This is a genomic window from Sandaracinus amylolyticus (assembly GCF_021631985.1).
GTDB classification, from domain to species: Bacteria; Myxococcota_A; Polyangia; order Polyangiales; family Sandaracinaceae; genus Sandaracinus; species Sandaracinus amylolyticus_A.
On the sequence record NZ_CP070225.1, the window covers coordinates 713,875 to 739,303 of the forward strand.

Here is a 25,429-nt window from a genome sequence, read left to right on the forward strand (position 1 = left end):
GATGTCCGCGCACCTGCCGGCGATCACGCTGGTCACCGGCGCTGCGTCGGGCATCGGCGCGGCGATCGTGGGCGCGCTGGTGCGCGAGGGCGGGCGCGTCGTCGCGATCGATCGCGACGAGCGCGCGCTCGCCGCGCTCTCCGCGCAACGATCGATCTCGGTGTTCCCGGCCGACGTGCGCGACCCAGCCGCGCTCGTTGCGATCGTCGAGCAGGTCGAGCGCGAGCTCGGTGCGATCGACGGACTGGTGCACGCCGCGGGCGTTCTCCCGCTCGGTGCGATCTGCGATGCGCCGGAGAGCGCGCTGCGCGACGCGCTCGCGGTGAACGTCGAGGGGCTCTGGTCGATCGCGCGCGCGCTCGCGCCTCGCATGATCCGCCGCGCGCGCGGCGCGATCGTGACCATCTCGTCGAACGCGGGCGCGACGCCGCGCGTCGGCATGGGCGCGTACTGCGCGAGCAAGGCCGCGGCGACGATGCTCACGCGCTGCCTCGCGCTCGAGCTCGCGCCGCACGGCATCCGCTGCAACGTCGTGTCGCCGGGCTCGACCGACACCCCGATGCTGCGCCGCATGCTCGACGGCGCCTCGCCGAGCGAGCTCGTCCGCGGCCGTCCCGACGCGTTCAAGCTCGGCATCCCGCTGGGCCGCGTCGCGGCGCCCGAGGACGTCGCGCAGGTCGCGCTCTTCCTTCTCTCCGAGCGCGCGCGCCACGTGACGCTCCAGGACGTGCGGGTCGACGGTGGCGCGACGTTCTGAGATCGCGCTCCTCCTCGCACTGCTGCTCGTCGCTCGCAGCGCGCACGCCCAGGACGACGATCTCCTCGCCGACGACGTCGTGGTGCACGCGCCCACCGAAGCCGAGGAGCTCGCACGCTCGAGCGATGCAGTGCGGGTGATCGACACCGAGGAGGCGCGCGCCCGCAGCGCCGACGTCGCCGAGGTGCTCGCGCGCAGCGAGGGCCTCCACGTGCGGCGCACCGGAGGGCTCGGCGCGCCCGTCGATCTCTGCATCCACGGCGTGTGCGGCAGTGGCGTGCGCGTGTTCCTCGACGGCGTTCCGCTCGAGCTCTCGGGCGTCGGCGTCGGCGTGCAGGGCGTGCCGGTGAGCCTCGTCGAGCGCATCGAGGTCTACCGCGGGATGGTCCCGGTGCGCTTCGGCACCGATGCGCTCGGCGGTGCGATCAACGTCGTGCGCGCCGCCTCGTACTTCGCGCCGCACGTCGGCGGCTCGCTGCAGCTCGGCTCGTTCGGCACGTACCGTCTCACCTACGGCGCCGGATATCGCGACGACGCGACGGGGCTCTATGCCGGTGTGCAGGCCTACTACGATCGTGCGCGCAACGACGCGTGGATGGACGTGGAGCTCGAGGGCGCACGCGGCCGCCTCGTCGACGCGCGGATCCGCCGATTCCACAGCGCGTACGAGGCGTACGGCGTCGCGCTCGAGGGCGGCTTCGTGGGCGCGCCGTTCGCGGATCGCCTGCTGCTGCGCGCGTTCGTCGGCGAGCACGATCGCGACATCCAGCACGACGTGCTCGCGACCGCGCCGGTGGGCGATGCGACGACGGGCGAGGTCTCGATGGGCGCGCTGCTGCGCTACCAGCACGCGATCACGACCGAGCTCGAGATCGACGCGTACGTCGGCTACACGCGCCGCGCGATCGATCTCCACGACGTGTCGCTCGCCAACTACGACTGGCGCGGACGCATCCGCGCGCGGCCGCGCACCACGCCCGGCGAGCTCGGGAACCGCGCCTTCGATCAGACCATCTGGCAGGACGCGGTCCCGGCCCGCCTGAACCTGACGTGGCGTCCCGCGCCCGAGCACCGGCTCCTCCTCGACGTCACCCCCGAGCACGTCTCGCGCAGCGGCGTCGATCGCGAGCAGTCGAGCGTCGGCGGGCGCGATCCGCTGAGCGCCGAGCGCGAGCTCTTCACGCTGATCTCGGGGCTCGAGCACCAGATGACGCTGTTCGGCGGCGTGCTCGAGAACCAGCTCTTCGTGAAGGACTACGTCTTCCTCGCAGCCGCCGAGGAGATCCTCACCGACGCGTCGTACGTGCTGCGCCGTCGCGAGACCCACGAGATCGGCGTCGGCGAAGGCGTGCGCATCGCGCCGCTCGAGTGGCTCTTCGTGCGCGCGAGCTACGAGTACGCGACGCGCCTGCCCGAGCCCGACGAGATCTTCGGCGACGGAGTGCTGATCGTCGCGAACCTCGGGCTCGCGCCGGAGCGCAGCCACAACGCGACGCTCGAGGTCGTGATCGATCTCGAAGACACGCCGATCGGCGCGCTCCGCGCGAGCGCGGCGGGCCTCGTGCGCGCCAGAGAGAACATGATCGTCCTGCTCGGAGATCACCTCTCGTTCTCGCACCAGAACGTCTATCGCGCGCTCTCGCTCGGGGGCGAGGGGAGCGTCGCGTGGACGAGCCCCGAAGACTGGGTCTCGCTCTCGGCGAACCTCACGTACCTCGACGATCGCAACGTGAGCGACGAGGGCACGTTCGCGCCGACGCAGGGCGATCGCATCCCGTACCGCCCGTGGCTCTTCGCGAACTTCGGCGCGACGTTCCGCGCGCGCGGGCTCTTCGTGCGCGACGAGCTCGCGATCGAGTGGCGCGCCCGCTACGTGCACGAGCTCACGCGCGCCTGGGAGTCGAACGGCCGGCCGGACACGAAGGACGTGGTGCCCTCGCAGCTCGGTCACGACGTCGCGCTCACGTACACGCTGCTCGGCCCGCCGCGCGTCTCGACGAGCTTCGAGATCACGAACCTCACGGACGAGCGCCTCTACGACTACTTCCGCGTGCAGCGCCCGAGCCGCGCCGCGTTCCTCAAGCTCTCGATCGACTACTGATCGCTCGTAGGCGCTCGTGGATCGCACGCGCCTCGTGCCCGAGCAACGTGCCGATCGGCGCCGACACCGTGCCTTCGGGCGCGAGCACGTCGTCGCCGAGGAACACCGGATAGCGGAGCGCGATCACCGCGCCCGCCTGCTTCACGATCACGACGACCTCGATGCGCTGCCCCGGCGGAACCATCGATTCGTCGATCGTCCACCGCTCACCGAGCGAGATCGTGGTGCGCGCGTCGCCTTGCTGGAGGACGAGCGATTCGTCGTCGAGCACGACACGCCCGACGCGCTGCCAGTCGCGCAGCACGAAGAGCGGCGCGGTCACGAAGAGCGGCGTGAGCGTGATGAGCCCCACGACCATCCACAGCGCGTGGGCGCGTCCCCACTCGCCGAGGAGCATCACCAGCACGAAGAACCCGAAGATCAGCACGAGGCTGGCGATGCCCGCGATGGCTCCGGCGCGCAGCTGCGAGACGATCTCGATCTCGATCCGCGGCGCGCTCCGCAGCGCATCGAGCCGCGCCCGCGCGACGCTCCGCATCCGCCACGCCGCGATGCCCATCAGCGCGACGATGCCGAGCACCGCCACGACGATCACGAGCCCGGGATCCATTCGCGGATGGTACGGCGATCACGCGCTCGTCAGCACGATGCGCGACACCTCGGGCGGCGCGCCGACGCGCGCGGGCGGGCCCGCGGTGCCGAAGCCGCGGTTCACGTAGATCTGCGCGCCGTCGCGCACGTAGTGGCCCGCGATGTAGCCGTGGGGCAGCACGAGATCGGCGGGGCGCACGAGGAAGTTCACCTGCCCGCCGTGGGTGTGCCCGCTGAGCTGCAGGTCCACGTGAGGCGCGGCCTCGGGAAAGAACTCGGGGTTGTGACAGAGCAGGACGCGCGGCACGTCACGCTCCGCGCGCGCCAGCGTGGCCTGCAGATCCGCGCCGCGTCCGAAGCCGTTGCGCGGCGCCCACACGTCGTCGACGCCGAGCAGCGCGAAGCGCCCACCGCGGTCACCGATCGTCATCGCGTCGTTGCGCAGCACGCGCGTCCCGGCCGCGCGCAGCGCGCCGAGCACGTCGTCGATGCCCGCGTAGTAGTCGTGGTTGCCCGCGATCGCGACGACGCCGTCACGCGCGCCGAGCTCGCCGAGCCGTCGCGCGAAGCGACCGAGCAGCTCGGCGTAGCGCGGATCGTTGTCGACGAGGTCGCCCGTCATGACGACGAGATCGGGTCGCGCGCCGCGCACCAGATCGAGCGCCGCCGCGAGCTCGCGCTCGCCCACGAACGTGCCGACGTGCACGTCGCTGAGCTGCACGATGGTGTACCCGTCGAGCGTGCGCGGCAGACCGCGTAGCGGGATCGGCACCTGCTCGACGACGTAGTCGCGACGACCGAACGCGACGCCGTAGATCGCGGTGCTCGCGCCGACGCCGATCGCGCCGGCGACGTAGCTGCGCGCGAGCACCTCGCGACGCGTCATCGTGGGCTCGGCCGTCTCGGTGGGCGCGGTCTCGGCCGGCTTCGCCTGCTCGGGCTTCGCGCGCCATCGCATGATGCGTCGCGCGATCGCGCCGAGCAGATCGAAGGGTAGGAGGAGCCCCGCGGAGATCAGCACCGTGAGCCCGAGCGCGAACCCGATCTGGGCGACGGCGAGCTTCACCACGTCGGGCGACTCGAGCCCGGTCGCGCGCATCAGGAAGGGCGAGAGCACCACCGCGGTCAGCGCTCCCGCGATCAGACGCGCCGGCTTTTTCCCGAGCCGCGCGGCCCAGCTCGCGCGACGCGTCACGTACACGATGAGCAGCGTGAGCGTGACCGAGACGATCGCGAAGAAGACGATCAGCCGGGTCATCATGTGCGAGATCGAGCATGAGGACTCGCGCGCCCCGCGACAATCCCGGGCAGGAGCGCGTCACGTAACTTCACGCTCTGCCACACGACGGAACGAGAACGGCCGCTTTCGCGGCCGTCCTGCGCTCCTCGGCGGATTTTCTCGTCAGCGTGCGAGCTCGAAGAGGCCCGCCGCGCCCTGACCGCCGCCGATGCACATCGTCACGATGCCGTAGCGGCCGCCGCGCTTCTTGAGCTCGTAGAAGAGCGACGCCGTCAGCTTCGCGCCGGTGCAGCCGAGCGGGTGGCCCAGCGCGATCGCGCCGCCGTTCACGTTCAGCTTCTCGTCCGGGATGCCGAGCTCGCGCTGGCAGTACACCGCCTGGCTCGCGAACGCCTCGTTCATCTCCACGAGGTCGATGTCCTTGATCGTCAGGCCCGTCTTCGCGAGCAGCTTCTTCACCGCGGGGAGCGGTCCGATGCCCATGATCGCCGGGTCGACGCCCACGGTGACGAAGTGGCGGAAGTAGCCGAGCGGCTTCACGCCGAGCTCCTTCGCCTTCGCCTCGCTCATCACCAGCGCGGCGGCCGCGCCGTCGGAGAGCGGCGACGCGTTGCCCGCCGTGACGCTGCCCTTCGCCGAGAACGCCGGCTTGAGCTGACCGAGGCCCTCGACCGTCGTGTCGGGGCGCGGCATCTCGTCGCGGTTGAAGTCGAAGAGCTTGCGCTCGCCGTTCTCGAAGCGGATGCCGTGGACCGTGACGATCTCGTCGGCGAAGCGCTTCTTCTCGACGGCCTCGCTCGCCTTCTTCTGGCTGCGGACCGCGAACTCGTCCTGCTGCTGGCGCGTGATGCCGAACTTCGCCGCGACGTTCTCCGCGGTGATGCCCATCGGCGTGTAGACCGAGGGATAGGTGTTCATCACCTCGGGCGACGCGCTCAGCTTGTAGCCGGTCATCGGCACCATCGTCATCGACTCGACGCCACCCGCGACGACGGTGTCCGCCGAGCCCACGAGGATCTCACCGGCCGCCATGGCGATCGCCTGGAGGCCCGAGCTGCAGAAGCGATTGATGGTGACCGCGCCCGAGTCCTCGGGAAGGCCCGCGAGGAGGCCGACCGGACGCGCGACGTTGAGGCCCTGCTCGCCCTCCGGCATCGCGCAGCCGAGGATCAGATCCTCGACCATCTCGGGCTTCACCTGCGGCACGCGCGCGAGCAGGCCCTTGATCACCTCGGCCGCGAACTCGTCCGGGCGTCGATTGGCGAGCGAGCCCTTGTGCGCGCGCCCCACCGCCGACCGAACTGCCTCCGCGATCACCACGTTCGCCATGCGTTCCACCTCGTGTGAGCCGGGACTGTAGTGCAGAAAACGCGCTGCGTCAGCGCGGCGACGCAATGCGTCATCGCGAGCTCCGGCCCTCTCCGGTGAGGCGCGAAGCGGGTCACTCGAAGAACACCCACTCCATCGGCTCGCTGACGTTCTCCGCCCAGTCGGAGGCCACTACGCACACGCGCGTGGGACCACCCTCCGACGCGACCGTGAACTGCCCGAAGCGCACGTTCACGAAGGTGTAGCCCTCGGGGTCGTCGCAGTCGGTGGTCGCGGCGGGGCCCGACTTGCGATCGTAGCCCGCGTACGTCGGGTTCTCGACGTCGACCCAGAAGCGCACGCTGTCGCTCTCCGGCGGATCGTGGCGCACCGGCAGCGGCAGCGCGGGGGGCGTGGAGTCGGTCGCCGTGACCCACGCGATGGCGTGGGTCGCGGGCTGGATCGCGTCCGCCGAAGGACCGCCGCGCACGCACACGACGGTGAGCCCGTCGGCGCCCGGCAGCGGCGTCTCGAAGGTCGGCTGCGCGTCGATCGCGACCGCTGCGCCGTAGCCCGCGTCGTCGCGGCAGTCGGTGCTCTGCGCGGGGCCGGTCTTCGCGCGGTAGTGCGTGAAGCCCTCGCTCGCGGTGAGCGTCACGCGGATCGTGCGCGCGTCGCCCGGCTGCTGGTAGCGATCGGTCTCGCGCGCCGACTCGATCACCGGGCCCGACGCGAGCGGGCATCCCGCCGCGCCGAGATCGAGCGCGCCGTCGGCGAAGCACGCGCCGAGGCCCGCGACCGGGATCGCGTAGCTGACTCCGTCGTAGGTCGCGGGGCCGCTCGTCTCGAGCTCGCAGGGCCGGCCGAGGTGACAGAGCGCGTGCGGTCGCTCTTCGCCGGTCGTGTTCACCACCGCGAAGATCGCGCCCGACGCGTCGAGCAGCGGCGAACCCGAGCTGCCGGTGCGGATCTCGGGGCAGTCGTGCGCGACGGTGTCGGGCCAGAGCCACTCGAACTCGACGATCGAGGTGCGCTCGCCGAGCGCGCAGCGTCCGAGGCGCAGGTGCTCCTCGGGATCGTCGGTCGTGGCGAGCGGCGCGCCGACGTTGGTGATCGCCGAGCCGGTCGCGGGAAGGGCGCTCGCGAGGGACAGGCCCTCGATGCCCGCCTCGCGCAGCGCGCCCACCGTCGTGTCGAGCGCGAGCACCGCGAGATCGGTGCCGCGCATGCTCGAGAACGAGGCGATCTCGACCGCGACCGACTCCTGCGCGTCGACGGTGTCGGTGAAGAAGCGGAAGACGACCTCGCCCGGCTCGTCGAGCGCGCGATCCTCGAACGAGCGATGGTTCTCCCACCACAGCGTGCAGTGGCCCGCGGTCAGCGCGTAGGCCGGCGCGTCGTCGTCGCCGCCGACGTCGAGCAGCGTCGCGGTGCACGACGAAGGCACGCGCGCGCGCCCGATGCCGCGATAGCGCGCGTTCTCGCCATCCGCGTCGTGCAGGATCTCGGATCGCGGCAGGCCCGCATCGGGCTCGACGTAGGCGTCTGGCTCGACGTGCGCGTCTGGCTGGACGTGGGCATCGATCGCGACGTGCGCATCGATCGCGCCCCCGTCGATGGGCTCGACATCGTCGTCGTCGCCGCAGGCGACGAGGGCGAGCGCGCAGAGCGTGGGAACGAAAGCTGAGCGAAGGGTGGCGAGTCGCATGGCTCCTCCGGTTGGCAGTGGCCCGCTCGTTCCGTGACCGGCTCAGAATTCAGAACGCGACAGGAGTGCTCGCGAAGCAGCCGGCGGACGGGAGTGCCCGTCTCGGGCACGGACGGGAGCTGGCTGCGCAGCGAGCCGTTGAATTCAGAACGCGACAGGAGTGCTCGCGAAGCAGCCGGCGGACGGGAGTGCCCGTCTCGGGCACGGACGGGAGCTGGCTGCGCAGCGAGCCGTTGAATTCAGAACGCGATGTGCGCGCGCATGCCGCCGGCACCGCGCACCGGGTCGACCCACGGCGCGAGCGAGAACGGGCGCTGCAGGCTCGGATCGAGATCGGGCGGCAAGCTCCGGCTCCCGCCGCGCTGACGCTCGCCCGCGAGCACCAACAGCACGCCGCCGACCGCGCCGAGCACGACGCCGCTCGCGAGGCCGATCCACGCGGCGGTCCACGCCTCGTCGACACCGTCGAGCTCGCCCGGCGCGCACGCGCCCTCCTCGCGGCACGGCTCGGACGAGCCGTTCTCGATGGTGAACGCGACCACACCGCCCACCGCGAACGTGATCAGCCCGAGGATCCCACCGGCGAAGAGCGTCCACCCGATGATCGGCACCGCGGGATCGTCGAGCGGATCGCCCGAGGGACGCGGCGCGTCGAGCGCGCGCAGATCGGCGAGGTGCCCTTCGAGCCGCGCCCGCTCGTGCTCGTCGATCGCGGGATCGCTCGCGAGGTACGCCTCGAGGTGCGACGCAGCCTGCGCGTGCTGACCAGCCTGGTGGTGCGCGAGGTAGAGCTCGTAGCGCAGCGCGGGATCGCCGGAGGTCTCGCGCGCCTCCTCGAGCACGTCGATCGCGAGCTCGGGATCGCCGTTGCGCAGCGCGGTGCGCGCTTCTTCGATCGCATCGTCGGTCTGCGCCGAGGCGAGCGCGGGCAGGCTGGCGAGCGCGAAGAAGAGGAAGAAGGCAGGGGCGCGTGACACGCGCGAGTGCTGTCACGCCGCCCGCGCCCGAGCACGCCGTCTTCCCCTCGGCGCATGCGTGGCTACTTGTCCGATCGCGAGAGCGGAGGTCGTGCCGATGATCGTCGATTGTCCTTCGTGTGGCGCTCGGAACCGCGTGCCCGCGGCGCGTGTGTCGGATCATCCGAAGTGCGGTCGCTGCAAGGCGGCGATCGCGGTGGCCGCGCCCGTCGAGGTCGCGAGCCGCGACGACTTCGACGAGCTGGTGCGCGGCTCCCCGCTGCCCGTGCTCGTCGACTTCTGGGCCGAGTGGTGCGGGCCTTGTCGCGTGGTCGGGCCCGAGCTCGAGAAGCTCGCGCGCAGCCGCGCCGGGCACGTCGTCGTGGCGAAGCTCGACACCGAGGCCGTGCCCGAGGTCGCGGCGCGCTACGGAATCCGTAGCATCCCGACGATGATCCTCTTCCGCTCGGGGCGCGAGGAGAAGCGCGCCAGCGGCGCGATGCCCGCCGAGGAGATCGCGCGCAGCGTCGGGCTGTGATCACCCGCCGCGGCGCGCTGCGAGATCCGCCGCGCAGCGCGCCGCGTACTCGGCGGGCGTGGTGCCGATCAACGCCTTGAAGTCGCGGATGAAGTGCGACTGGTCGAAATATCCGAGGTCGAACGCGAGGCGCGCCCAGTCCTGCGCCTCGCCCGCGGCCAGACGATCGGTCGCCTCGTGCAGCCGGTAGCGCTGGATGACCCACTTCGGGCTGACGCCGACGTAACGATCGAAGAGACGCTGCAGCGTGCGCGGAGTGGTCGCGAGCCGCGCCGCCATCTGCTCGACGCGCGTGATCTCGCGCTCGCGCTGCACGAGCTCGACGGCGTGTCCCGCGGCGTCGACCTGGGGATCGGCTTCGAGCCGGCGGCGCCGCAGCACGTCGTCGGCGATCGCGGCGCGCGCGTCGAGATCGTCGGTCGCGAGCACCTGCGTCCGGAGCGCGTCGGCGTCGTCTCCCAGCACGTCGCGCAGCGGGATCGTGCGCCCCGTGATCCGAGAGACCGGATACGCGACGAAGGGCGCGAACGCGCCGGGGCGCAGCTTGATGCCGAACACCTCGCCGCGTCCCTCGAGGGTGCGCGAGAAGCGCCCGATCACCACGCCCTGCACCCGCGCGTCCCCGTGCTCGTGCGCGCTACTGCGCTCGATCGAGAAGTGAACAGACGGATGCGCGAGCACCTCGGACACGTAGGGCTCGTCGAGATCCCAGCGGACGCTCCAGTAGTGCTCGACGAGCGCTGCGTGCTCCGGAGCAGGCGCGCGCCGCTCGTGACGGAAGCGCGCGGCGCCCGCACCGGGTCGCAGGATTCCGCGAGGTCGCGAGGCGTCCACCCCGCGATCCTAGCGGTCGATCAGGGCAGCTGCCCGCCCGTGATCCACGCCTGGAGCGCGGCCTGATCGTCGGCGTCGAGGCACGCTGGGCGCCCGACGTCGAGCGCGGGATCGCCGGTGCATCCACCGCCGCGCGGCATCGTGCCGTTCTGCACGCGCACCATCATGCACGCGCCCTGCGTGAGCCCGGCGCAGCTGCCCGCGGCGATCTGCGTCGACGCGTAGTCGCGCACGTTGAGCGCGGACGCGCTGCCGGTGGTGTGGCAGGGGCCGCAGAGCGCCTCGAGCATCGGGCGGACGGTCGTGTAGCTCACGCCGCATCCGTCGTCGGGCACGCCGTCGCAGTCGTCGTCGTCGCCATCGCCGCAGCTCTCGCTCGCGGCGGGCGACGTCTCGCCCACGCACGCGCCGTACGTGGTGCCGAGCTCGTTGCACGTCTGCGTCCCTGCGCTGCACACGCCGACGCCCTGGGTGCCCGGAGGTCCGGTGTAACAAGGGCTCGTCGAGCCGGGCGCGCAGACGCACCCGTCGCCCTCCTCGTTGATCGCGCCGTCGCAGTCGTCGTCGATCGCGTTGGCGCAGGTCTCGGGCTCGGGCAGCACGTCGCCGATGCACTCGCCGTAGCCGGAGCCGTCGAGGAGGCACTCCTGCGTGCCCGCCGCGCACGCGGCGACGCCTTCGGTGCCCGCGGGCCCGGCGTAGCAGGGGCGCGTCGATCGCGGCTGACACGCGCAGCCCTCGCCCTCTTCGTTCACCGATCCATCGCAGTCGTCGTCGATCGCGTTCTCGCAGGTCTCGCTGGTGGGCTGCACCTGGCCCACGCACTCCTCGACGTACGAGCGGCCATCCGCGGCGCACGCGCGCGTGCCCGCGACGCACGCGCCCACTCCCTCGGTGCCCGCGGGCCCGCCGTAACACGACGTCGACGTGCCGGGCGTGCACACGCAGCCCGCCTCGCTCTCGTTCGTGGTGCCGTCGCAGTCGTCGTCGATCGCGGTGCCGCAGTCCTCGGCGCTCGGCAGCGTCTGTCCGGTGCAGGGCCCGAAGCCGCTGCCGTCGATCGCGCAGGTGTGCGTGCCCGCGATGCACGCGCCGACGTCGCGCGTGCCCGAGGGCCCTTCGTAGCAGGCCTCGACGGCGCCCGGCGTGCACGCGCGCGGGCGCGCATCGGGCGCGTCGTTCGCGTCGTCGGGGATGCGCGCATCGATCGGCGCGCCGGCGTCGGGGATCGCGGCGTCGACGTCGTCGAGTGGAGCGACGTCGTCGCCGCAGGCGACGAGCAGGAGAGCGAGGAACGAGAGCGACCACCGACGAGAGCGCGTGAGGCGATGCAGCATGAGTCGATTGCTACACGCGCCCTCGCCGCGAGAAGTCGGGAGAAGCCCCGAGCCGCTCCAGGGGGTTCCCGTCTTGCGACCCGACTCGAGATCACGCTCGCGAGCCCGTCGAAACATCGGCTCGCCCGCAGGCCCCTACCGTTCGCGCGCCAAGCGCGCTCCCGTCCGGGGCCCGCGGGACGAGCACTCCTGCAGTCACTCACCACGAGCAGAGCCACACCGCCCCTGCGTCGGCCGCGCTTCCGTCGGTGGGATCGGTCGCGCTGCCCGAGTCGTCTCCGGGCGCCGAGAACGCGAGGAAGCGCTCGCCGAGCGCGACCTCGCTGCCGCCGCGATCGGCCGCGTCGACCGTCGCGCCCTTCACGTGCGCGACGAGCAGCCAGGTGCCGTGGCGACGCGCGTAGAGGTACACGCCGCCACCGTCGACCGGCCCGGTCCGGTTCGCGCGCGAAGAGAGGCTCACGCCGGTGCCGACCGTGTCCTCGCTCGGTGCGCCGACGAGCAGCAGGTCGTCGCGGATGGCGACCGCGCTGCCGAACCGGTCCTGACAGAACGGCGCCGGGCTCTTGATGTAGTGCGTGAGATCGAAGCGGGTCGCGCCGCGCTGGTACACGTAGAGCGCGCCGTAGTCCTTCTCCTCCGACGTCGAGCACGCGGCGTGCGGCGTGCCGGCGCCGGGGTTGGTCGGTCCGCTCACGCCTGCGACCGCCGACTCGTCCTTGCTGTGGACGACGAGCGTCGCGCCATCGAGCGCGAGCGTCTCGGCGTAGTTGTCCCAGGGGCCGACGCCGAAGCTCGCGGTGCGCTGCGACTCGCTGTACGTGCTCGCGCCGGGATCACGATCGTAGGCGACCGCGTTGCCCATGTTGTTGCCGGTCCACATCTCGCCGATGACGATCCGCCCGCTCGAGATGGCCGCGCTCGCGCCGAAGAGCGGGCTCGGGTTGCCGCGCCACGTCGTGATCGGGGTCGCGCCCACGCGCGGATCGAACACGTGCACGTGCGCCGAGCGCGACGAGACCACGACCGTGCCCCGCTCGCGATCGCACGCGACGGCACGACCGAGCTCCGTGCCCGACGTGCTCGCGCGCAGCGCGTGCGCCCACTGCCAGCGCCCTGCGCTGCGGTGGTAGTGGTGCAGCGTGCCCTCGTTCGACGCGCTGTCGTCGGTGAGCGGCATGCCGATCGCCGCGTCGTCGCCGATCGCCGTGACGTAGAGATCGTCGCCGCAGAGCGCGACCTGGCCGCCGAAGAAGTCGTCCTGATCCTGCTCGGCCGGTGCGAGCCGCGTGACCTGCCGCGCGCCCGTGCTCGTGATCGCGAACACGTACGCCGCGCCCGCGCGTGCCGTCCCGCCCGCGCTCGCTGCGAGGCGCGCGCCCACGAGGAGCTCCGCATGGTCGGCGCCGAGCGAGCTGCCGAACTCCATGCCCGCGACCGGCGTGCTCGGTCGCACGTAGCGCAGCGTGCAGCCGGGACGCGCGAACGTGATCGTGTAGACGGTGCCGTCGGGCCCGACGACCGAGTGCGTGCTCCCATCGGCGCCTGCGATCCACGCCGACGCCTGGCCGTGCGTGAGGCTCGCTCCGTCGACGCGCGCGCACGCGCCCGCGACCTCGCCCGCGCAGTGCGGGACGACGCGCACGTCGGGCGCGGTGAACGGCAGCCGCAGCGTGTACGTCGTGACGTCGGCCGCGAACGCGGGCTCGAGGTGCCCGTCGGACACCGCCAGGAAGCTCAGCACGCCGCTGCGCACGCAGTCGCCGTCGTCGACGCGCCCGTCGCAGTCGGAGTCCGCGAGATCGCCGCACACGTCGGGCGCGCCGGGCCGCGCGCGAGGATCGCTGTCGTCGCAGTCGCTCGCGTCGTTCACGAGCCCGGCGACACCCTCGCACGCCGACACCGCGGGGCGTCGCGCGTCGCCCGAGCCGTCGCCGTCGGCATCGGGGAAGAGCATCACGAGCAGGCCTTCGTCGATCGCGCCGTCGCAGTCCTGATCGAGCCCGTCGCAGGTTTCGACGGCGCCCGGGAAGATGCCGGGCTCGTAGGGCACGCAGTCGCCGCCGCGCTGCACGTGCCCCGCGACCGGCTCGGCGCTGACGACCGACACGAGGTCGTCGCCGAAGCCGTCTCCGTCGTCGTCGAGGTACCAGCGGGTCGGGTCGGCGGCCTCGTCGATCTCGCCGTCGCAGTCGTTGTCGCGACCATCGGCGAGCTCGGGCGCCGAGGGCGCGGTGCGCCAGTCGCGATCGTCGCAGTCGGTGCCGCCGCACGCGAGGTCGGCCACGCCGTCGCCGTCGTCGTCCTCGAAGTCGCCCGGTGTGATGGCGAAGTTCGCGCGGCCATCGCAGTTGTCGTCGCGACCGTTGCACTGCTCGGGAGAGGCGGGCGAGACCGACGCGTCGAAGTCGCTGCAGTCGCCGCTCGCGAGGCTGTACGCGACGGGCCCACCGGGCGCGCTGCAGCTCACGATCGGCGCGGAGCGCTGCTCGCCGTAGCCATCGCCGTCGGCGTCGCGGTACCAGGGCTGCGCGCTCGCGTCGAACGCGTCGCGCGTCGCGGGATCGCAGTCGTTGTCGATGCCGTCGCACGCCTCGCCGAGCGAGGGGCTCACCTCGGGGCTCGTGTCGTCGCAGTCGCCCGCGGTCTCGACGAACCCGACGTCGCCGAGGCAGCCCACGACGGGGCGCTCGGCGTCGCCGTGCCCGTCGGCGTCGGCGTCGATGAACCCGGGCACGCCGACGGTCTCGTCGAGCTCGCCGTCGCAGTCGTTGTCGACGTGATCGCAGACCTCGGAGGCGGTCGGGTACACGCCGCGGCGCGCGTCGTCGCAGTCGTCGCCGCAGCGCTCGGTCTCGCTGCCGAGCGCGTTGCAGCAGCGCGCGTCGACGCGACCGTCGGAGTCGAGATCACGATCACCGAACGTCGTGAGATCGCAGTCCTCGTCGTGACCGTCGACGTCGCAGACCTCGGTGTTGCCGGGGAAGGTGGTCGCGTCGGAGTCGTCGCAGTCGTCGCCGCCGCAGTCGACCGCATCGGCGCCGTCACCGTCGGCGTCGGTCGCGATCGCGCAGTCGCTCGTGCAGCGCGCGCCGGCCTCGTCGCAGGTCTGGCTCTCGAGGCAGGGATCCTCCGCGGGGACGCAGCCGCGCGCGTCGGCAGCGGGATCGTCGGGCGCGCAGCGCTCGGCGCCGTTGCAGAACACCTCGTCGTCGCACTGCTCGTGCTGCTCGCAGCGTCCGGGTGGACCGCCGTCGTCGCCGGGGGCGACCGGAGCGGGCTCGCAAGCGGCGAGCGCGAGCAGCGCGACGAAGCCGGCGAGCGCGGGCATCGCCAGCGTCGGTTCCCCTGTGCGAGACGGGCGCATGCTCCGAGGCTACAGGAGCGCGTCCACTGGAATAAGGGGGCCCGAGCGGATCCGACCGCACGAAACGCCGAGGGCGGCAGCCCGCGCGGGAGAACCCGTGCGGACGACCGCCCTCTCTGTGCCCCGATCGTGCGGGGACCCGCGTCAGTTACGCAGGGGCTTGTTGTTCATCAGCATGTACTGCATGCGCTCCTGGCTCTTCGGCTCGCCGCAGAGGCTGAGGAACGCCTCGCACTCGAGGTCCAGGATCTCCTGCTCCGTGACCTCGTGGGTGTGGCCCGCCGCGCCGCCGCAAAGGACCTCCGCGACCTTCGTCGCGATCTTCGCGTCGTGCTCGCTCGCGTGGCCGCCCGCGACCAGCGTGTCGACCATCATGCGCAGCGTCGCGATGCCGTTCTCGCCGGGGAGCACGTACGCGCGCGGCGTCGGCGCGTGGTAGCCGCTCTCCGCGAGGCCGATCGCGCGCTGCTTCGCCTCGTGCAGCTGGCGCGCACGATCGAACGACACGCCGTCGGTCTTGCGGAAGTAGCCGAACTGCTGCGCCTCGACCGCGCTCGTCGCGACGCTCGCCAGGGCGATGTTCTTGAACACCTGAGTCACAATTGCGTAGGTGTCCACGTTCGCGCCCTGCACCAGGCCCTCGAGCGCGCGCCACAGCATGTTCAGGTTGCCCGCGCCGCCCGGCAGCAGGCCGACGCCGACCTCGACGAGGCCCGAGTAGGTCTCCGCCGCCGCCTGCACCGCGTCGCAGCCGAAGCAGAGCTCGAGACCGCCGCCCAGCGTCATGCCGTAGGGCGCCGCGACCACCGGCACCGCCGCGTACTTCATGCGCTGCGTGGCCTGCTGGTACCCCTTCACCATCGTGCGCAGCTGGTCCCACGCGCCCTGCTGCGCCGCCATCACGACGCCGAACAGGTTCGCGCCGACGCAGAAGTGCTCGCCCTGGTTGACGATCACCATCGCGCGGAAGCTGTCCTCCGCCTTCGCCGACGCCTCGTGCAGCATCGAGATCACGTCGGGATCGATGCTGTTCGCCTTCGTCTTGAAGGTGACGCCGAGCACGCCGTCACCGAGGTCCCACGCCTCCGCGCCCGCGTTCTGCAGCACCGGCGCGCTGCCCTTGCGGAGCTGCGGCAGCGTGACCTCGCGGGGATCCTTCGCGCGCGCCACGTACGCGCCCTTCGCGAGATCCCACACCGCGCCGTCCTCGCGGTAGAAGCCCTTCGCGCCCTTCGCCTTCATGTCGAGGATCGACTTCGGCAGCGCGACGCCGTCCTTCACCATGCGGTCGGTCGTCTCGACGAAGCCGAGCGCATCCCACGTCTCGAAGGGACCGAGCTCCCAGTTGTATCCCCAGCGCATCGAGTCATCGATCGCGACCACGTCGTCCGTGATCTCGCCGATGCGGCGCGCCGAGTACGCGAGGGCGCGCGCGAGCACCTTCCACGCGAACGCGCCGGCCTTGCCCTGGTCCGCGACGAGCGCGCGCACGCGCTCCTTCGGGTCCTCGATCTTCGCGATCTTCTTGGTGGCCTTCGCGATCTCCTCGTCGCCATCCTTCGGGCGGTACTCGATCGTCGCGGGATCGATCGCCTCGCTCTCCGCCTTGCTCTTGCCGCGGCGGTAGAAGCCGGCCTTGGTCTTGTTGCCGAGGAGCTTCTTCTCGACCATCTGGCGGATGAAGCCGGGGACCTCGAAGACCTTGCGCTCTTCGTCCTCCGGCAGCGCCTTGAAGCAGTTGTCGGCGACGTGGACGAAGGTGTCGAGGCCGACGAGATCCGCGGTGCCGAACGACGCGCTGCGCGGGTGGCCCATCGGGCTGCCGGTGATGTTGTCGACGTCCTCCGGCTTGAGGCCTTCCTCGAGCATGAGGTGGATCGTCGTCATCATGCTGTGCACGCCGATGCGGTTGCCCACGAAGTTCGGCGTGTCCTTGCCGACGACGATGCCCTTGCCGAGCTTGTCGCGACCGAAGCGTGCGATGCGCTCCATCGACGCGGGATCGGTCTCCGGGCCCGCCACGAGCTCGAGGAGCTTCATGTAACGGACCGGGTTGAAGAAGTGCATGACCAGGAAGTTCTTCTTGAACTGCTGGCTGCGCCCTTCGACCATGTCGTGGATCCGCAGGCCCGACGTGTTCGACGCCACGATCGTGTGCGGCTGGACGACCTTCTCGAGGCGCTCGAAGAGGGCGCGCTTGATGTCGAGGCGCTCGATGATCGCCTCGACGATCAGGTCGCACTGACCGGCCTTCTCGAGGTCGTCCTCGAGGTTGCCGACGCTGACGAGCTTCGCGCTCGAGGGGTGGAAGAACGCGGCGGGGCGCGTCTTGAGGGTCGCGGCGAGGGCGCCTGCAGGGATCGCGTCGCGCTTCGCCTTGGGCGCGTCCTTGGGCGTGTCCTTCGGCACGATGTCGAGCAGCAGCACCTCGAGCCCCGCGTTCGCCATGTGCGCCGCGATGCCGCTCCCCATCACGCCGGAGCCGAGCACCGCCACCCGCCGGATCGCCTTCGCCATCGTCCGTGACCTCCTCGAAAGCTTCGCCGCCGATGAGGCGGCGAACCACCAAATAGCTCCGCGGCGCCGAGGCCGCGGAGCAGCAAACAATCGGGGTCCCGCCCGCGCGAAACGGCGCGGCCGGGGGCGAGAACATCCGCGCATTTCGGGGTGCTTGCAAGGCGGTTTCACGCAGTGCGTCAAAGACGCTCCGGCGCACGAGGCGAGCGGCGGGGTTGGTACTCGCGGCTGTCGTTCATTGGCCGCGAGCGGAGCTCGCGCGTCCTCACCCGACCAGCGCGCGGAGCACCTCCTTCGCTTCCACCCGCCCACGCGCGAACCGCGCGCCATGTCCCTCGTAGTCCACCGTCCCGTCGTCCACGCCCGCGCTCATCTCCGCGTAGAGCCCCGCGAGATCGGGCGTCATCCCCGCCTGCTGCAGCGCGCCCGCGACCGCCTCGCGCGGAACGCGCACCGTCTTGATCTCGCGCCCCAGCAGCGCGCTCAGCTCCTTCGCGACGTCGTCGAACGACACGTCGCGCGGCCCTGCGAGCTCCACGATCGCCGCGCGTCCCTCGGCCGGTCCCTCGAGCAGCGCCTTCGCGCCCGCCTCGCCGATGTCGCGCGTCGCGATCATCGGGATGCGCTTCGTCGGATCGAACGTGCTCGGCAGCACGCCCTGTCCCTTCACCGCGCCGATCAGGCTGCCGACGTTCTCGACGAAGTACGCGGGGCGAAGCCACGTGAAGCGAGTCGTCGCGATGCGCCCGAGCTCGCGCTCGGCGTGGTGCACCGTGCGGATCGGGCCCGTGCCCTTCGTGTGCTGCGCGCCGATCGACGACAGGAACACGACGTGCGGCACCTTCGCGCGGGTGATCGCGCGGCCGAGCGCCGCGGTCATCTCCGCCTTCTCCCGGATGTTGTCGTTCGACGCGTAGTCGGGCGGGAGCAGCAGGAACGCGCCCTCCGCGCCCTCGAGCGCGCGCGCGACCGCGGCGTCGTCGTCGAGCGATGCGAGCGCGACCTCCGCGCCCTTCGCGCGCCAGGGCGCGCCCTTGTCCTCGCTGCGCACGATCACGCGCACCTTCCGCTCTGCTGCGAGCAGCGTCTCCGCGATGACCCCGCCGACGTGACCGGTGACTCCTGCGACGACGAACATGGCTCGTTCCTCCTCGGCGGCGCGGCCTCTCCGCGCCACCCGGAGGTCGTTCTGCGGCCCGGGCCGTCATTCGTCGCATCGATGCTATGGATGAACATCATGCACGAGACGAATCTCGCGGCGATCGACCTGAACCTGCTGGTCGCGCTCGACGCCCTGCTCGAGGAGCGCAGCGTCACGCGTGCGGCGCGTCGCCTCGGGCTGAGCCAACCCGCCACGAGCCATGCGCTCGCGAGGCTGCGCGAGCTCGCGAGCGATCCGCTGCTCGTGCGCAGCGGCGCGGCGCTCGTGCCCACGCCTCGCGCCGAGGCGCTCGGGCCCGCGGTGCGCGCGATCCTCGCCGACATCCGGCGCACGCTGGCGGGCGAGCGCTTCGATCCCACGACCACGCGCCGCGCGTTCACCATCGGCACCGCGGACTACGGCGAGCTCGTCCTCTTGCCCTCGCTCCTCCGCGTGCTCGCGCGCGAGGCGCCCGGGATCGACATCGTGGTGCGACCGGTGCCCGAGGACTCCGGCGAGGCGCTCGCGTCGGGGAAGCTCGACCTCGTGATCGTCGCGAGCTCGAGCTCGGGCGTGGCTCCCTCGCTCGAGCAGAGGCGCCTCTTCGACGACGGGTTCTCGTGCCTCGTGCGCGCCGATCACCCGGTGCTCGACGAGCCCTGGACGGTCGATCGCTTCGCCGAGATGGGCCACGTGTTCATCGCGCCGCACGGCACACGCGGAGGCGTCGTCGACGACGCGCTCGCGCGCATCGGGCGCAACCGGCGCGTGGTGGTGATGGTGCCGAGCTTCCTCGGCGCGCCGGCGATCGTCTCGGAGAGCGACCTCGTGGTGACGCTCCCCTCGCGGCTCGCCGCGCGCATCGCCGATGCGTTCGCGCTCGAGGTGATCGAGCCGCCGCTGCCGCTGCCTCGCTTCACGCTCGTGGCGGTGTGGCACGAGCGCTCGCACCGCGATCCCGCGCATGCATGGATGCGCAACGCGATCGCCGCCGCCGCGCGCGAGCTCTCGCCGCCGCGAGCGCCCACAGCACCGCGAGGGCGGGCACGACGCCGCGGTGCGACGACGCGCGCATGACCGCGCAGCTCGCGACGCGCGGCGCTTCGCCGACGCCACCGTCGAGCGCGCGCTGCGGCACGACCTCGCCGCGGATGCGCAGCACCAGCGGAGAGCGACGCGCGGGCGTGCCGATGCGCGCGACCGTGGCGACGATCGTGACGCGCTGATCGTGCAGCGCGCCGACGTGATCGGGCCGGAGCGTCACCACGATCTCGCCCCGCCCCGCGCCGTTCACGAGGCCCGAGAAGCGCGGCGCGTGCACCTCGAGGCGCGTGTCGTCCAGGTGCGTCGGCTCGACGTGGCCTTCCATCGCGCGGGCCTGCTCGCGCGACGCGTCGACGATGCGCACGCGACGGGTGATCGCGGGTCCGCCGACCACGACGCGCCCGAGATCGAGCACCGCCTCCGCGAGCTCGTCGTGCGCCGGCTCGCCGACACCTCGTGAGATGCGCAGCTCGTCGAGCTCGCCCTCGAGCGCACCGTCGAGCGCGCCGTGCTCGGTGGGATGCGCGCCGACGTGGATCAGGCCGTCGCCGACGACGTGGCGCCGCGCGGGGATCGCGATCTCCTCGTGGCGATCGTCGAGCTCGAAGCGCACCCGGCGCGCGGCGTGATCGACGCGCACCGCGATGCGGTGGGTGTGCTCGTCGTCGATCACCAGCGAGCTGCGCACGCCCCACGCGCCGCGGCGCGGGGTGCGATCGCCGAACACGATCGCGAGGCCGCGCTCGGCGCCGTGATCGTCCATCCAGCGCACGCCGTCGAGCGATCCCGCGCGCGCGAGCACGGCCCAGTCGACGAAGCGATCGTCGCGTCCCGCGGGCTTCGCGACGACGAGCCAGCGCGGCGCTTCGGGCGCCGGCAGCAGACGCATCGAGGCCTCGACGGTGAGGCTCGACGCGCCGAACGCGAGCGCGGGGTGCGGGCCCGCGACGAGGTGCGCGCCACGAACGAGGCGACCCTCGCGCGCTGGACCGCGCAGCGGGATCGCGGGCGAGTCGAGCCTCGCGGGCGCGCCGTCGAAGCGCGCCCAGAGCACCGGTCGTGCGCGTGGAGTCGGGATCGCGCCTTCGTCGTGCACGCCCTCGCCGACGACGCGCAGCACCGGATCGACGCGCGGCGTCGCACCGAGCGTCTCGGCCTCGGCGACGTCGTGCAGCGCGCGCACCTCGACGGGGCGAGCGTCTGCGAGATCGATCCGTTCGCCGGGATCGCGCGCGAGATCGTAGAGCTCGAGCGCACCGTCGACGCGCTCGATCAGCTTCATCGATCCCCGGCGCACCGCGACGCGCGATGCGATCTCGCCGGGCCCGCCGGCCGCCTCGTCGCACGTCCAGATCAGATCGCGATCGTCGACGCGCGCGTCCTGCCCGACGAGCACGCGCGCGATCGACGTCCCGTCGACCACCGAGGGCGCGCCCACGCCCGCGAGCTCGCCGAGCGTCGGCAGCAGATCCACGAGCCCCACCGGGACGTCGCGCACCACGCCCGCCGGGACCACGCCGGGCCAGCGCGCGATCAGCGGCACGCGGATGCCGCCCTCGGTGAGATCGCGCTTGCCGCCGCGGAACGGACCGCTCGACGCGAAGAACGCGGCGTGGTGCCCGTCGGTCGTCGCGGGACCGTTGTCGCTCGCGACGAGGATCAGCGTGCGCGACGCGAGGCCGAGCGCATCGACGTGATCGACCACGCGCCCGACGTGATCGTCGAAGCGCGTGACCAGCGCGGCGTACGCACGATCGACGTCGGGCCACGGCGCGTCGGCGTAGGGCCCGTCGTCGGGCGCGACGATCTCGCGATGCGGGAGCGTCGTCGCGAGCACGACGAAGAAGGGCTGACCTCGCTGCGCCGCACGATCGATCTCCCGCGTCGTCTCCTCGACGAAGAGCTCGGGCGCCCAGCGCGCGCGGCCGTCCTCGACGTTTCCCTCGAGCGGCACGCGCTCGCCGTCGACCCAGAGCCACTCGGGCCAGTGCTCGGCGGCGAGGTACTGATCGAGCACGACCAGCGATCGATCGAAGCCCATCGCCCACGGCCCGACGAGCGCCTGGTGCGCGGTGCCGTCCGCGAGCTCGCCCCCGAGGCCCCACTTGCCGGCGATCGCGGTGTGGTAGCCCGCGCCTCGCAGCAGATCGGCGATCGTGACCTCGTCGATGCGCAGCGTGCCGTTGGGGTACTGGTTCGCGCCGACCGGGCAGTGCCCTGCGTGCAGGCCCGTCATGAGCACGCAGCGCGAGGGCGCGCACACCGGCGCGCCGGCGTAGGCCGTCGTGAAGCGCATGCCTTCGCGCGCGAGCGCGTCGATGCGCGGGGTCTGGATCCGCGACTGTCCGTGCACGCCGAGATCGCCCCAGCCGAGATCGTCGCCGAGGATCAGCACGACGTTCGGAGGGTCGGTCGGCTGCGCGTGCGCGATCGGAACGACCAGCAGCGAGAGCGCGAGGAGCGAGGCGAGGCGCAACGGGGGTCACTCCTCGTCGCGCGCGCAGCGGAATCCGACGTGCTCGAGCGCGCTCTCGGGCGTCGCGCCCATGCGCGCCGAGACGCGATGGCCGTGGCACGCGTCCTCGGCGCAGAGGAACGAGCCTCCGCGCAGCACGCGCTGCGAGCCCGGGCCCGGCGCGAAATCGTCGTCGTCGTGGAGCGGGTAGGGCACGAGCCAGCTCGAGGTCCACTCCCACACGTTGCCGAGCAGATCGGTGAGCCCGAGCGCGTCGCGTCCGAACGAGCCGATCGGCGCGTGCAGCGCGAAACCGTCCTCGAGAACGTTGCGCGCGGGAAACGGGCCCTGCCACACGTTCGCGCGCCACGCGCCGTCGCGCGCGCGCAGCTCGAGCGAGGCGCGACGCGCGGCGTGCTCCCACTCGATCTCGGTCGGGAGGCGCGCACCGGTCCAGCGACAGAACGCGTCGGCGTCGTTCCACGAGACCTGGGTGACCGGATGATCGGGCGATGCTCGGGGCGCGGAGGGACCGAGCGGCGCGCGCCAGCTCGCGCCGGACGCGAGGTGCCACGTGCCGTGCGCGAGATCGAAGACGCTGCCGTCGCCGTGGCGCTCGGCGTCGGTCACGTGTCGGGTCTCGGCGACGAAGCGCGCGAAGCGCGCGACGCTCACCTCCTCGGCATCGAGCCAGAAGGGCGCGACGTCCGCGACGAAGACCGGCGCCTCGAGCGCGAGCCCCTCGTCGCTGCCCACGTGCACGCGCCCCCCGGGGATCGCGACCATCCCGACCGGCGCCGGACCGCGCGGCGACCGCGGCGTCTCGGGATCCGCGCGCGCGGCGCTGCGCGAGGGACCGCACCCCGCGATCGCGACGCACACGAGGCACGCGAGGCTCGTGCTCGCGCGAACAGCAGCGCTCCCATCGCTCACGCGGCCGCGATGGTATCGCGATCAATCGCCGGAGAGCTCCACTCGAATGCGCGCCGTCTCGCCCGAGCGCACCACGACCGGCACGCGCCGGCTGCCGCTGCCGAGCGGCCTCAGCTCGAGCGTGTGGCGGCCGGGAGGCAGCGAGAACGTCCCCGGCGTCTGCCCGAGGCGCGCGCCACGGAAGTACACGTCCGCCCACGCCCCGATCGTCACGACGGCGACCCGGCCCGGCGGGCCCGCGGGCGCGCTCACCGAGGTCGCGATGCGGGCGAGACGGGCGTGTGACGCGCGCGGCGCCGGAGGCTCGGGCGCGGCAGGCGTCTCGGGCGGGACGGTGGGAGTCGGCGCGGGCGGCGCCACCACGATCTCCGGCGCCGGTGCCTCGATTCGTGGCGGCTCGGCCGGCGCCGAGGGTGCCAGTCCGGATTCCGGACTGGCACGCTCCTCACCCAGCGTGGTGAACGCGATCAGCGCCAGCCCGAGCGCGAGCGCCGCGATCGCCCCCGCCGCGATGGGACGCGCCCTCGACTGAGCGCCTCGCGGGGTGAGATCGACCGCGGTCATCTCCGGCACCGAGAGCACGCGCAGCGATGCGCTCTCCTGATCGAGCTCGTCGTGCAGCGGCGCCGCGGGCACCGGCGCGTCGGTCTGCGCCGTGAGCTGCACCAGCTGCGTCTTGCGCGTCATCGCCTTCGCGAAGAGCGCGTGCATCCACGACGACGCGTCGGCGATCCCGAAGGGCCCGCCGTGCTTCGCGATGAATTGCTCGAGCTCCTGCGCCATCGCGCGCGCCGTCGGATAGCGCTCGTCCACCTCGCGCGAGAGCGCGCGCTGCACGATGCGATCGAGCATCGCCGGGGTCCCGGGGCGCACGTCGGTGAGCCGCGGCACCGGGTCCTGTGCGACGGCGAACACCGTCTCGGGATCCGATCCGCGTCGGAAGAGGCGGCGCAGCGCGATCGTCTCCCACAGCAGCACGCCGAGGGCCCAGACGTCGGCGCGACGATCGACCGACTGCCCGCGCATCTGCTCCGGCGCCATGTAGGCGAACTTGCCTTTCACGGTGCCGGTCGCGGTGTGATGGATTCGATTCTCCGCGCGTGCGATCCCGAAATCGACCACCCGCACCGCGCCGTCGTAGGTGACGAACACGTTCGAGGGGGACACGTCGCGGTGGATCACGCCGAGCGGTCTCCCGGTCACGTCGACGAGCTCGTGCGCCGCGTGCAGCCCCTCCGCGGCGTCGGCGACCAGACGTGCGGCGAAGAGCGGCAGTGCCTCGAGCGGCGCCTGCTCGTCTCGCTTCAGGGCGCGATGGATCCGCGCGAGCGGCTCGCCCTGCAGGTACTCCATCGCCATGTAGTACGTCCCGTCGGCTTCGCCGAAGTCGATCACGCCGCAGACGTTGGGGTGGTTGATCGTCGCCGCGAGGCGCGCCTCGTCGAGGAACATCTCGACGAACTCCTGCTCGCGCGCGAGGTGCGGGTGGATGACCTTGATCGCGACGACCTTGCCGACGCCCATCGGTCCGCGGGTGTGCGCGAGATAGACGGTCGCCATCCCGCCCTGCGCGAGCTCGAAGCGGAGTCGATATCGACCCAGCGATCGGCGCTCCTCGCGCGGCGGACGGGTGATCTCTCCGGACTGCTCCTCTCGAAAGAGCGGGACGACGACCGCCATCGATGTCTCCTCTCGCTCAAGGCCGCAACGTCGGACCGGTGAACGCGGTCTGATCGGAAGTGGACTGCGATGCTGCGATCCCGACTCCGAGCGCGACGGCGAGCGCGACGGCGCCGCCTGCGCCGAGCCCGATTCCCCAGTGCAACCAGGTGTCGTCGGAGGGCGCCTCGTCCGGCTCGGATCGTGCGATCTCCGGCGACACCGTGCCCACGACGCGTCGTGGTGCGCGCTCGGATCCGTCCTCCGCGATCACCGCGCCTCCTGCGCCGCGCGCGATCACGAACAGCGAGATCTCCGCCGCGTCGGGCGCATCGATCACGACTTCGTCGCCGCGCGCCGACTGCCACGCTCCGCTCGCGCCCAGGCGATACGAGATCACCACCTCTCGCACCAGGCCGGCGGGCGCACGGATCAGCGTCGCGTGCACGCGCGCCGAGCCCTCGGTGCGCGCCACGGCGACGTCGAGCGATACCCGTCCTCCGAGCGACGCGCGCGCCTGCTCGAACACTGCGCGCAGTCGAGGTGGAGCCCGTCCGTCGAGCACACGATTGGGCTCCAGCGCCGCGAGCAGCGTCAGATCGCGCTCCGCGCCCCGCGCGTCGCCGAGCGCGAATCGCACCAGCGCGCGCTGCTCGTAGAGCGTCACGAGCTCGTCGCGCGCGAGGGTCTCGGACTCCGCTCGCTCGAGCGCGCCGAGCGCGCGCTCGAACTCCGCCTCGTGCGCCGCGGCGATCCCGGCACGCAGCGACTCGCTCGCTCGGGCGGAGCAGGGCAGTCCGATCATCCACACGATCGCGAGCGCCCACCCCACCCACGAGTCTCGTCGCACCGCCATATGCGCTCACCGTAGGACGCGGCGCGCGCACCGTGTGTCCGGGCGATCCCTGATTGCTCGCATCGCACGAGAGGACGACAGATCGAG

The 25,429-nt window shown here is 72.3% G+C and carries 18 protein-coding genes and 1 pseudogene; 5 read left to right on the forward strand and 14 right to left on the reverse strand.

Features of this window, described 5'->3' with window-relative positions:
• The first annotated feature begins 1 nt into the window (after window position 1).
• Window positions 2-757 (forward strand): SDR family oxidoreductase, encoded by a 756-nt coding sequence (locus I5071_RS02860; protein WP_236603831.1) that lies wholly within the window; start codon window positions 2-4, stop codon window positions 755-757.
• Window positions 741-2,858: a TonB-dependent receptor domain-containing protein gene (locus tag I5071_RS02865; protein ID WP_236603832.1), complete on the forward strand. Its 2,118-nt coding sequence runs from the start codon at window positions 741-743 to the stop codon at window positions 2,856-2,858. The genes I5071_RS02860 and I5071_RS02865 overlap by 17 nt, the downstream gene beginning before the upstream one ends.
• On the opposite strand, the gene I5071_RS02870 is transcribed toward I5071_RS02865, so the two are convergent.
• The 4 genes from I5071_RS02870 to I5071_RS02885 all read right to left on the reverse strand — a co-directional run bounded on the left by I5071_RS02870 (window position 2,836) and on the right by I5071_RS02885 (window position 7,444).
• Window positions 2,836-3,468 (reverse strand): hypothetical protein, encoded by a 633-nt coding sequence (locus I5071_RS02870; RefSeq protein WP_236603833.1) that lies wholly within the window; start codon window positions 3,466-3,468, stop codon window positions 2,836-2,838. The genes I5071_RS02865 and I5071_RS02870 overlap by 23 nt on opposite strands.
• Before the next feature lie 18 nt (window positions 3,469-3,486).
• Window positions 3,487-4,710: a metallophosphoesterase gene (locus tag I5071_RS02875; RefSeq protein ID WP_236603834.1), complete on the reverse strand. Its 1,224-nt coding sequence runs from the start codon at window positions 4,708-4,710 to the stop codon at window positions 3,487-3,489.
• A 141-nt stretch (window positions 4,711-4,851) separates the two neighbouring features.
• A complete protein-coding gene (locus I5071_RS02880) occupies window positions 4,852-6,018 on the reverse strand; it encodes a thiolase family protein (RefSeq protein ID WP_236603835.1) in 1,167 nt (388 codons plus the stop codon).
• Window positions 6,019-6,130: 112 nt separating this feature from the next.
• Window positions 6,131-7,444, reverse strand: a complete 1,314-nt coding sequence (locus I5071_RS02885) for a trypsin-like serine peptidase (RefSeq protein ID WP_236603836.1) — start codon at window positions 7,442-7,444, stop codon at window positions 6,131-6,133.
• Between the two features lie 48 nt (window positions 7,445-7,492).
• On the opposite strand from I5071_RS02885, the gene I5071_RS02890 reads away from it, so the two are divergent.
• Window positions 7,493-7,684, forward strand: coding sequence for a hypothetical protein (locus tag I5071_RS02890; RefSeq protein ID WP_236603837.1), 192 nt, complete (start codon window positions 7,493-7,495; stop codon window positions 7,682-7,684).
• A 260-nt stretch (window positions 7,685-7,944) separates the two neighbouring features.
• Here I5071_RS02890 and I5071_RS02895 read toward each other — a convergent pair whose 3' ends face one another.
• Complete coding sequence (locus I5071_RS02895) at window positions 7,945-8,682, reverse strand: hypothetical protein (protein WP_236603838.1); 738 nt, start codon at window positions 8,680-8,682, stop codon at window positions 7,945-7,947.
• 97 nt (window positions 8,683-8,779) lie between these two features.
• Here I5071_RS02895 and trxC point away from each other — a divergent pair, with 97 nt between their 5' ends.
• A complete protein-coding gene (trxC, locus tag I5071_RS02900; RefSeq protein ID WP_236607612.1) occupies window positions 8,780-9,199 on the forward strand; it encodes a thioredoxin TrxC in 420 nt (139 codons plus the stop codon).
• Here the strand turns inward: trxC and I5071_RS02905 are convergent, their stop codons facing one another.
• The 5 genes from I5071_RS02905 to I5071_RS02925 all read right to left on the reverse strand — a co-directional run bounded on the left by I5071_RS02905 (window position 9,200) and on the right by I5071_RS02925 (window position 18,392).
• A complete protein-coding gene (locus I5071_RS02905) occupies window positions 9,200-10,033 on the reverse strand; it encodes a helix-turn-helix domain-containing protein (protein ID WP_236603839.1) in 834 nt (277 codons plus the stop codon).
• Window positions 10,034-10,053: 20 nt separating this feature from the next.
• The gene (locus tag I5071_RS02910; protein WP_236603840.1) at window positions 10,054-11,370 is read right to left on the reverse strand and encodes a MopE-related protein; all 1,317 of its coding nucleotides are present in this window, start codon (window positions 11,368-11,370) and stop codon (window positions 10,054-10,056) included.
• A 199-nt stretch (window positions 11,371-11,569) separates the two neighbouring features.
• The gene (locus I5071_RS02915; protein ID WP_236603841.1) at window positions 11,570-14,701 is read right to left on the reverse strand and encodes a MopE-related protein; all 3,132 of its coding nucleotides are present in this window, start codon (window positions 14,699-14,701) and stop codon (window positions 11,570-11,572) included.
• A 180-nt stretch (window positions 14,702-14,881) separates the two neighbouring features.
• Window positions 14,882-17,254 (reverse strand): 3-hydroxyacyl-CoA dehydrogenase/enoyl-CoA hydratase family protein, encoded by a 2,373-nt coding sequence (locus I5071_RS02920; RefSeq protein WP_236603842.1) that lies wholly within the window; start codon window positions 17,252-17,254, stop codon window positions 14,882-14,884.
• A gap of 265 nt (window positions 17,255-17,519) precedes the next feature.
• Window positions 17,520-18,392: an NmrA family NAD(P)-binding protein gene (locus tag I5071_RS02925; protein WP_236603843.1), complete on the reverse strand. Its 873-nt coding sequence runs from the start codon at window positions 18,390-18,392 to the stop codon at window positions 17,520-17,522.
• A 99-nt stretch (window positions 18,393-18,491) separates the two neighbouring features.
• Between I5071_RS02925 and I5071_RS02930 the strand changes: the two genes are divergently transcribed.
• Window positions 18,492-19,472 (forward strand): LysR family transcriptional regulator, encoded by a 981-nt coding sequence (locus tag I5071_RS02930; protein ID WP_236603844.1) that lies wholly within the window; start codon window positions 18,492-18,494, stop codon window positions 19,470-19,472.
• Between the two features lie 1,177 nt (window positions 19,473-20,649).
• On the opposite strand, the pseudogene I5071_RS02935 reads toward I5071_RS02930, so the two are convergent.
• The 4 genes and pseudogenes from I5071_RS02935 to I5071_RS02950 all read right to left on the reverse strand — a co-directional run.
• Window positions 20,650-21,834 (reverse strand): annotated as a pseudogene (locus I5071_RS02935) (sulfatase-like hydrolase/transferase); the annotation flags it as partial.
• 87 nt (window positions 21,835-21,921) lie between these two features.
• Window positions 21,922-22,827: a formylglycine-generating enzyme family protein gene (locus I5071_RS02940; RefSeq protein ID WP_236603845.1), complete on the reverse strand. Its 906-nt coding sequence runs from the start codon at window positions 22,825-22,827 to the stop codon at window positions 21,922-21,924.
• A 21-nt stretch (window positions 22,828-22,848) separates the two neighbouring features.
• Window positions 22,849-24,507 carry a serine/threonine-protein kinase gene (locus tag I5071_RS02945; RefSeq protein WP_236603846.1) on the reverse strand — a complete coding sequence of 553 codons (1,659 nt, stop codon included), beginning with the start codon at window positions 24,505-24,507 and terminating at the stop codon, window positions 22,849-22,851.
• Between the two features lie 16 nt (window positions 24,508-24,523).
• The gene (locus tag I5071_RS02950; RefSeq protein ID WP_236603847.1) at window positions 24,524-25,342 is read right to left on the reverse strand and encodes a hypothetical protein; all 819 of its coding nucleotides are present in this window, start codon (window positions 25,340-25,342) and stop codon (window positions 24,524-24,526) included.
• Window positions 25,343-25,429 lie beyond the last annotated feature (87 nt).

Bases quoted from the DNA above. Each gene is read 5' to 3' on its own strand.
- I5071_RS02945 (WP_236603846.1), bottom strand. From the start codon at position 24,507: ATGGCGGTCGTCGTCCCGCTCTTTCGAGAGGAGCAGTCCGGAGAGATC.
- I5071_RS02950 (WP_236603847.1), bottom strand. From the start codon at position 25,342: ATGGCGGTGCGACGAGACTCGTGGGTGGGGTGGGCGCTCGCGATCGTG.
- I5071_RS02930 (WP_236603844.1), top strand. From the start codon at position 18,492: ATGCACGAGACGAATCTCGCGGCGATCGACCTGAACCTGCTGGTCGCG.
- I5071_RS02875 (WP_236603834.1), bottom strand. From the start codon at position 4,710: ATGATGACCCGGCTGATCGTCTTCTTCGCGATCGTCTCGGTCACGCTC.
- trxC (WP_236607612.1), top strand. From the start codon at position 8,780: ATGATCGTCGATTGTCCTTCGTGTGGCGCTCGGAACCGCGTGCCCGCG.
- I5071_RS02870 (WP_236603833.1), bottom strand. From the start codon at position 3,468: ATGGATCCCGGGCTCGTGATCGTCGTGGCGGTGCTCGGCATCGTCGCG.
- I5071_RS02920 (WP_236603842.1), bottom strand. From the start codon at position 17,254: ATGGCGAAGGCGATCCGGCGGGTGGCGGTGCTCGGCTCCGGCGTGATG.
- I5071_RS02915 (WP_236603841.1), bottom strand. From the start codon at position 14,701: ATGCCCGCGCTCGCCGGCTTCGTCGCGCTGCTCGCGCTCGCCGCTTGC.
- I5071_RS02880 (WP_236603835.1), bottom strand. From the start codon at position 6,018: ATGGCGAACGTGGTGATCGCGGAGGCAGTTCGGTCGGCGGTGGGGCGC.
- I5071_RS02910 (WP_236603840.1), bottom strand. From the start codon at position 11,370: ATGCTGCATCGCCTCACGCGCTCTCGTCGGTGGTCGCTCTCGTTCCTC.
- I5071_RS02925 (WP_236603843.1), bottom strand. From the start codon at position 18,392: ATGTTCGTCGTCGCAGGAGTCACCGGTCACGTCGGCGGGGTCATCGCG.
- I5071_RS02860 (WP_236603831.1), top strand. From the start codon at position 2: ATGTCCGCGCACCTGCCGGCGATCACGCTGGTCACCGGCGCTGCGTCG.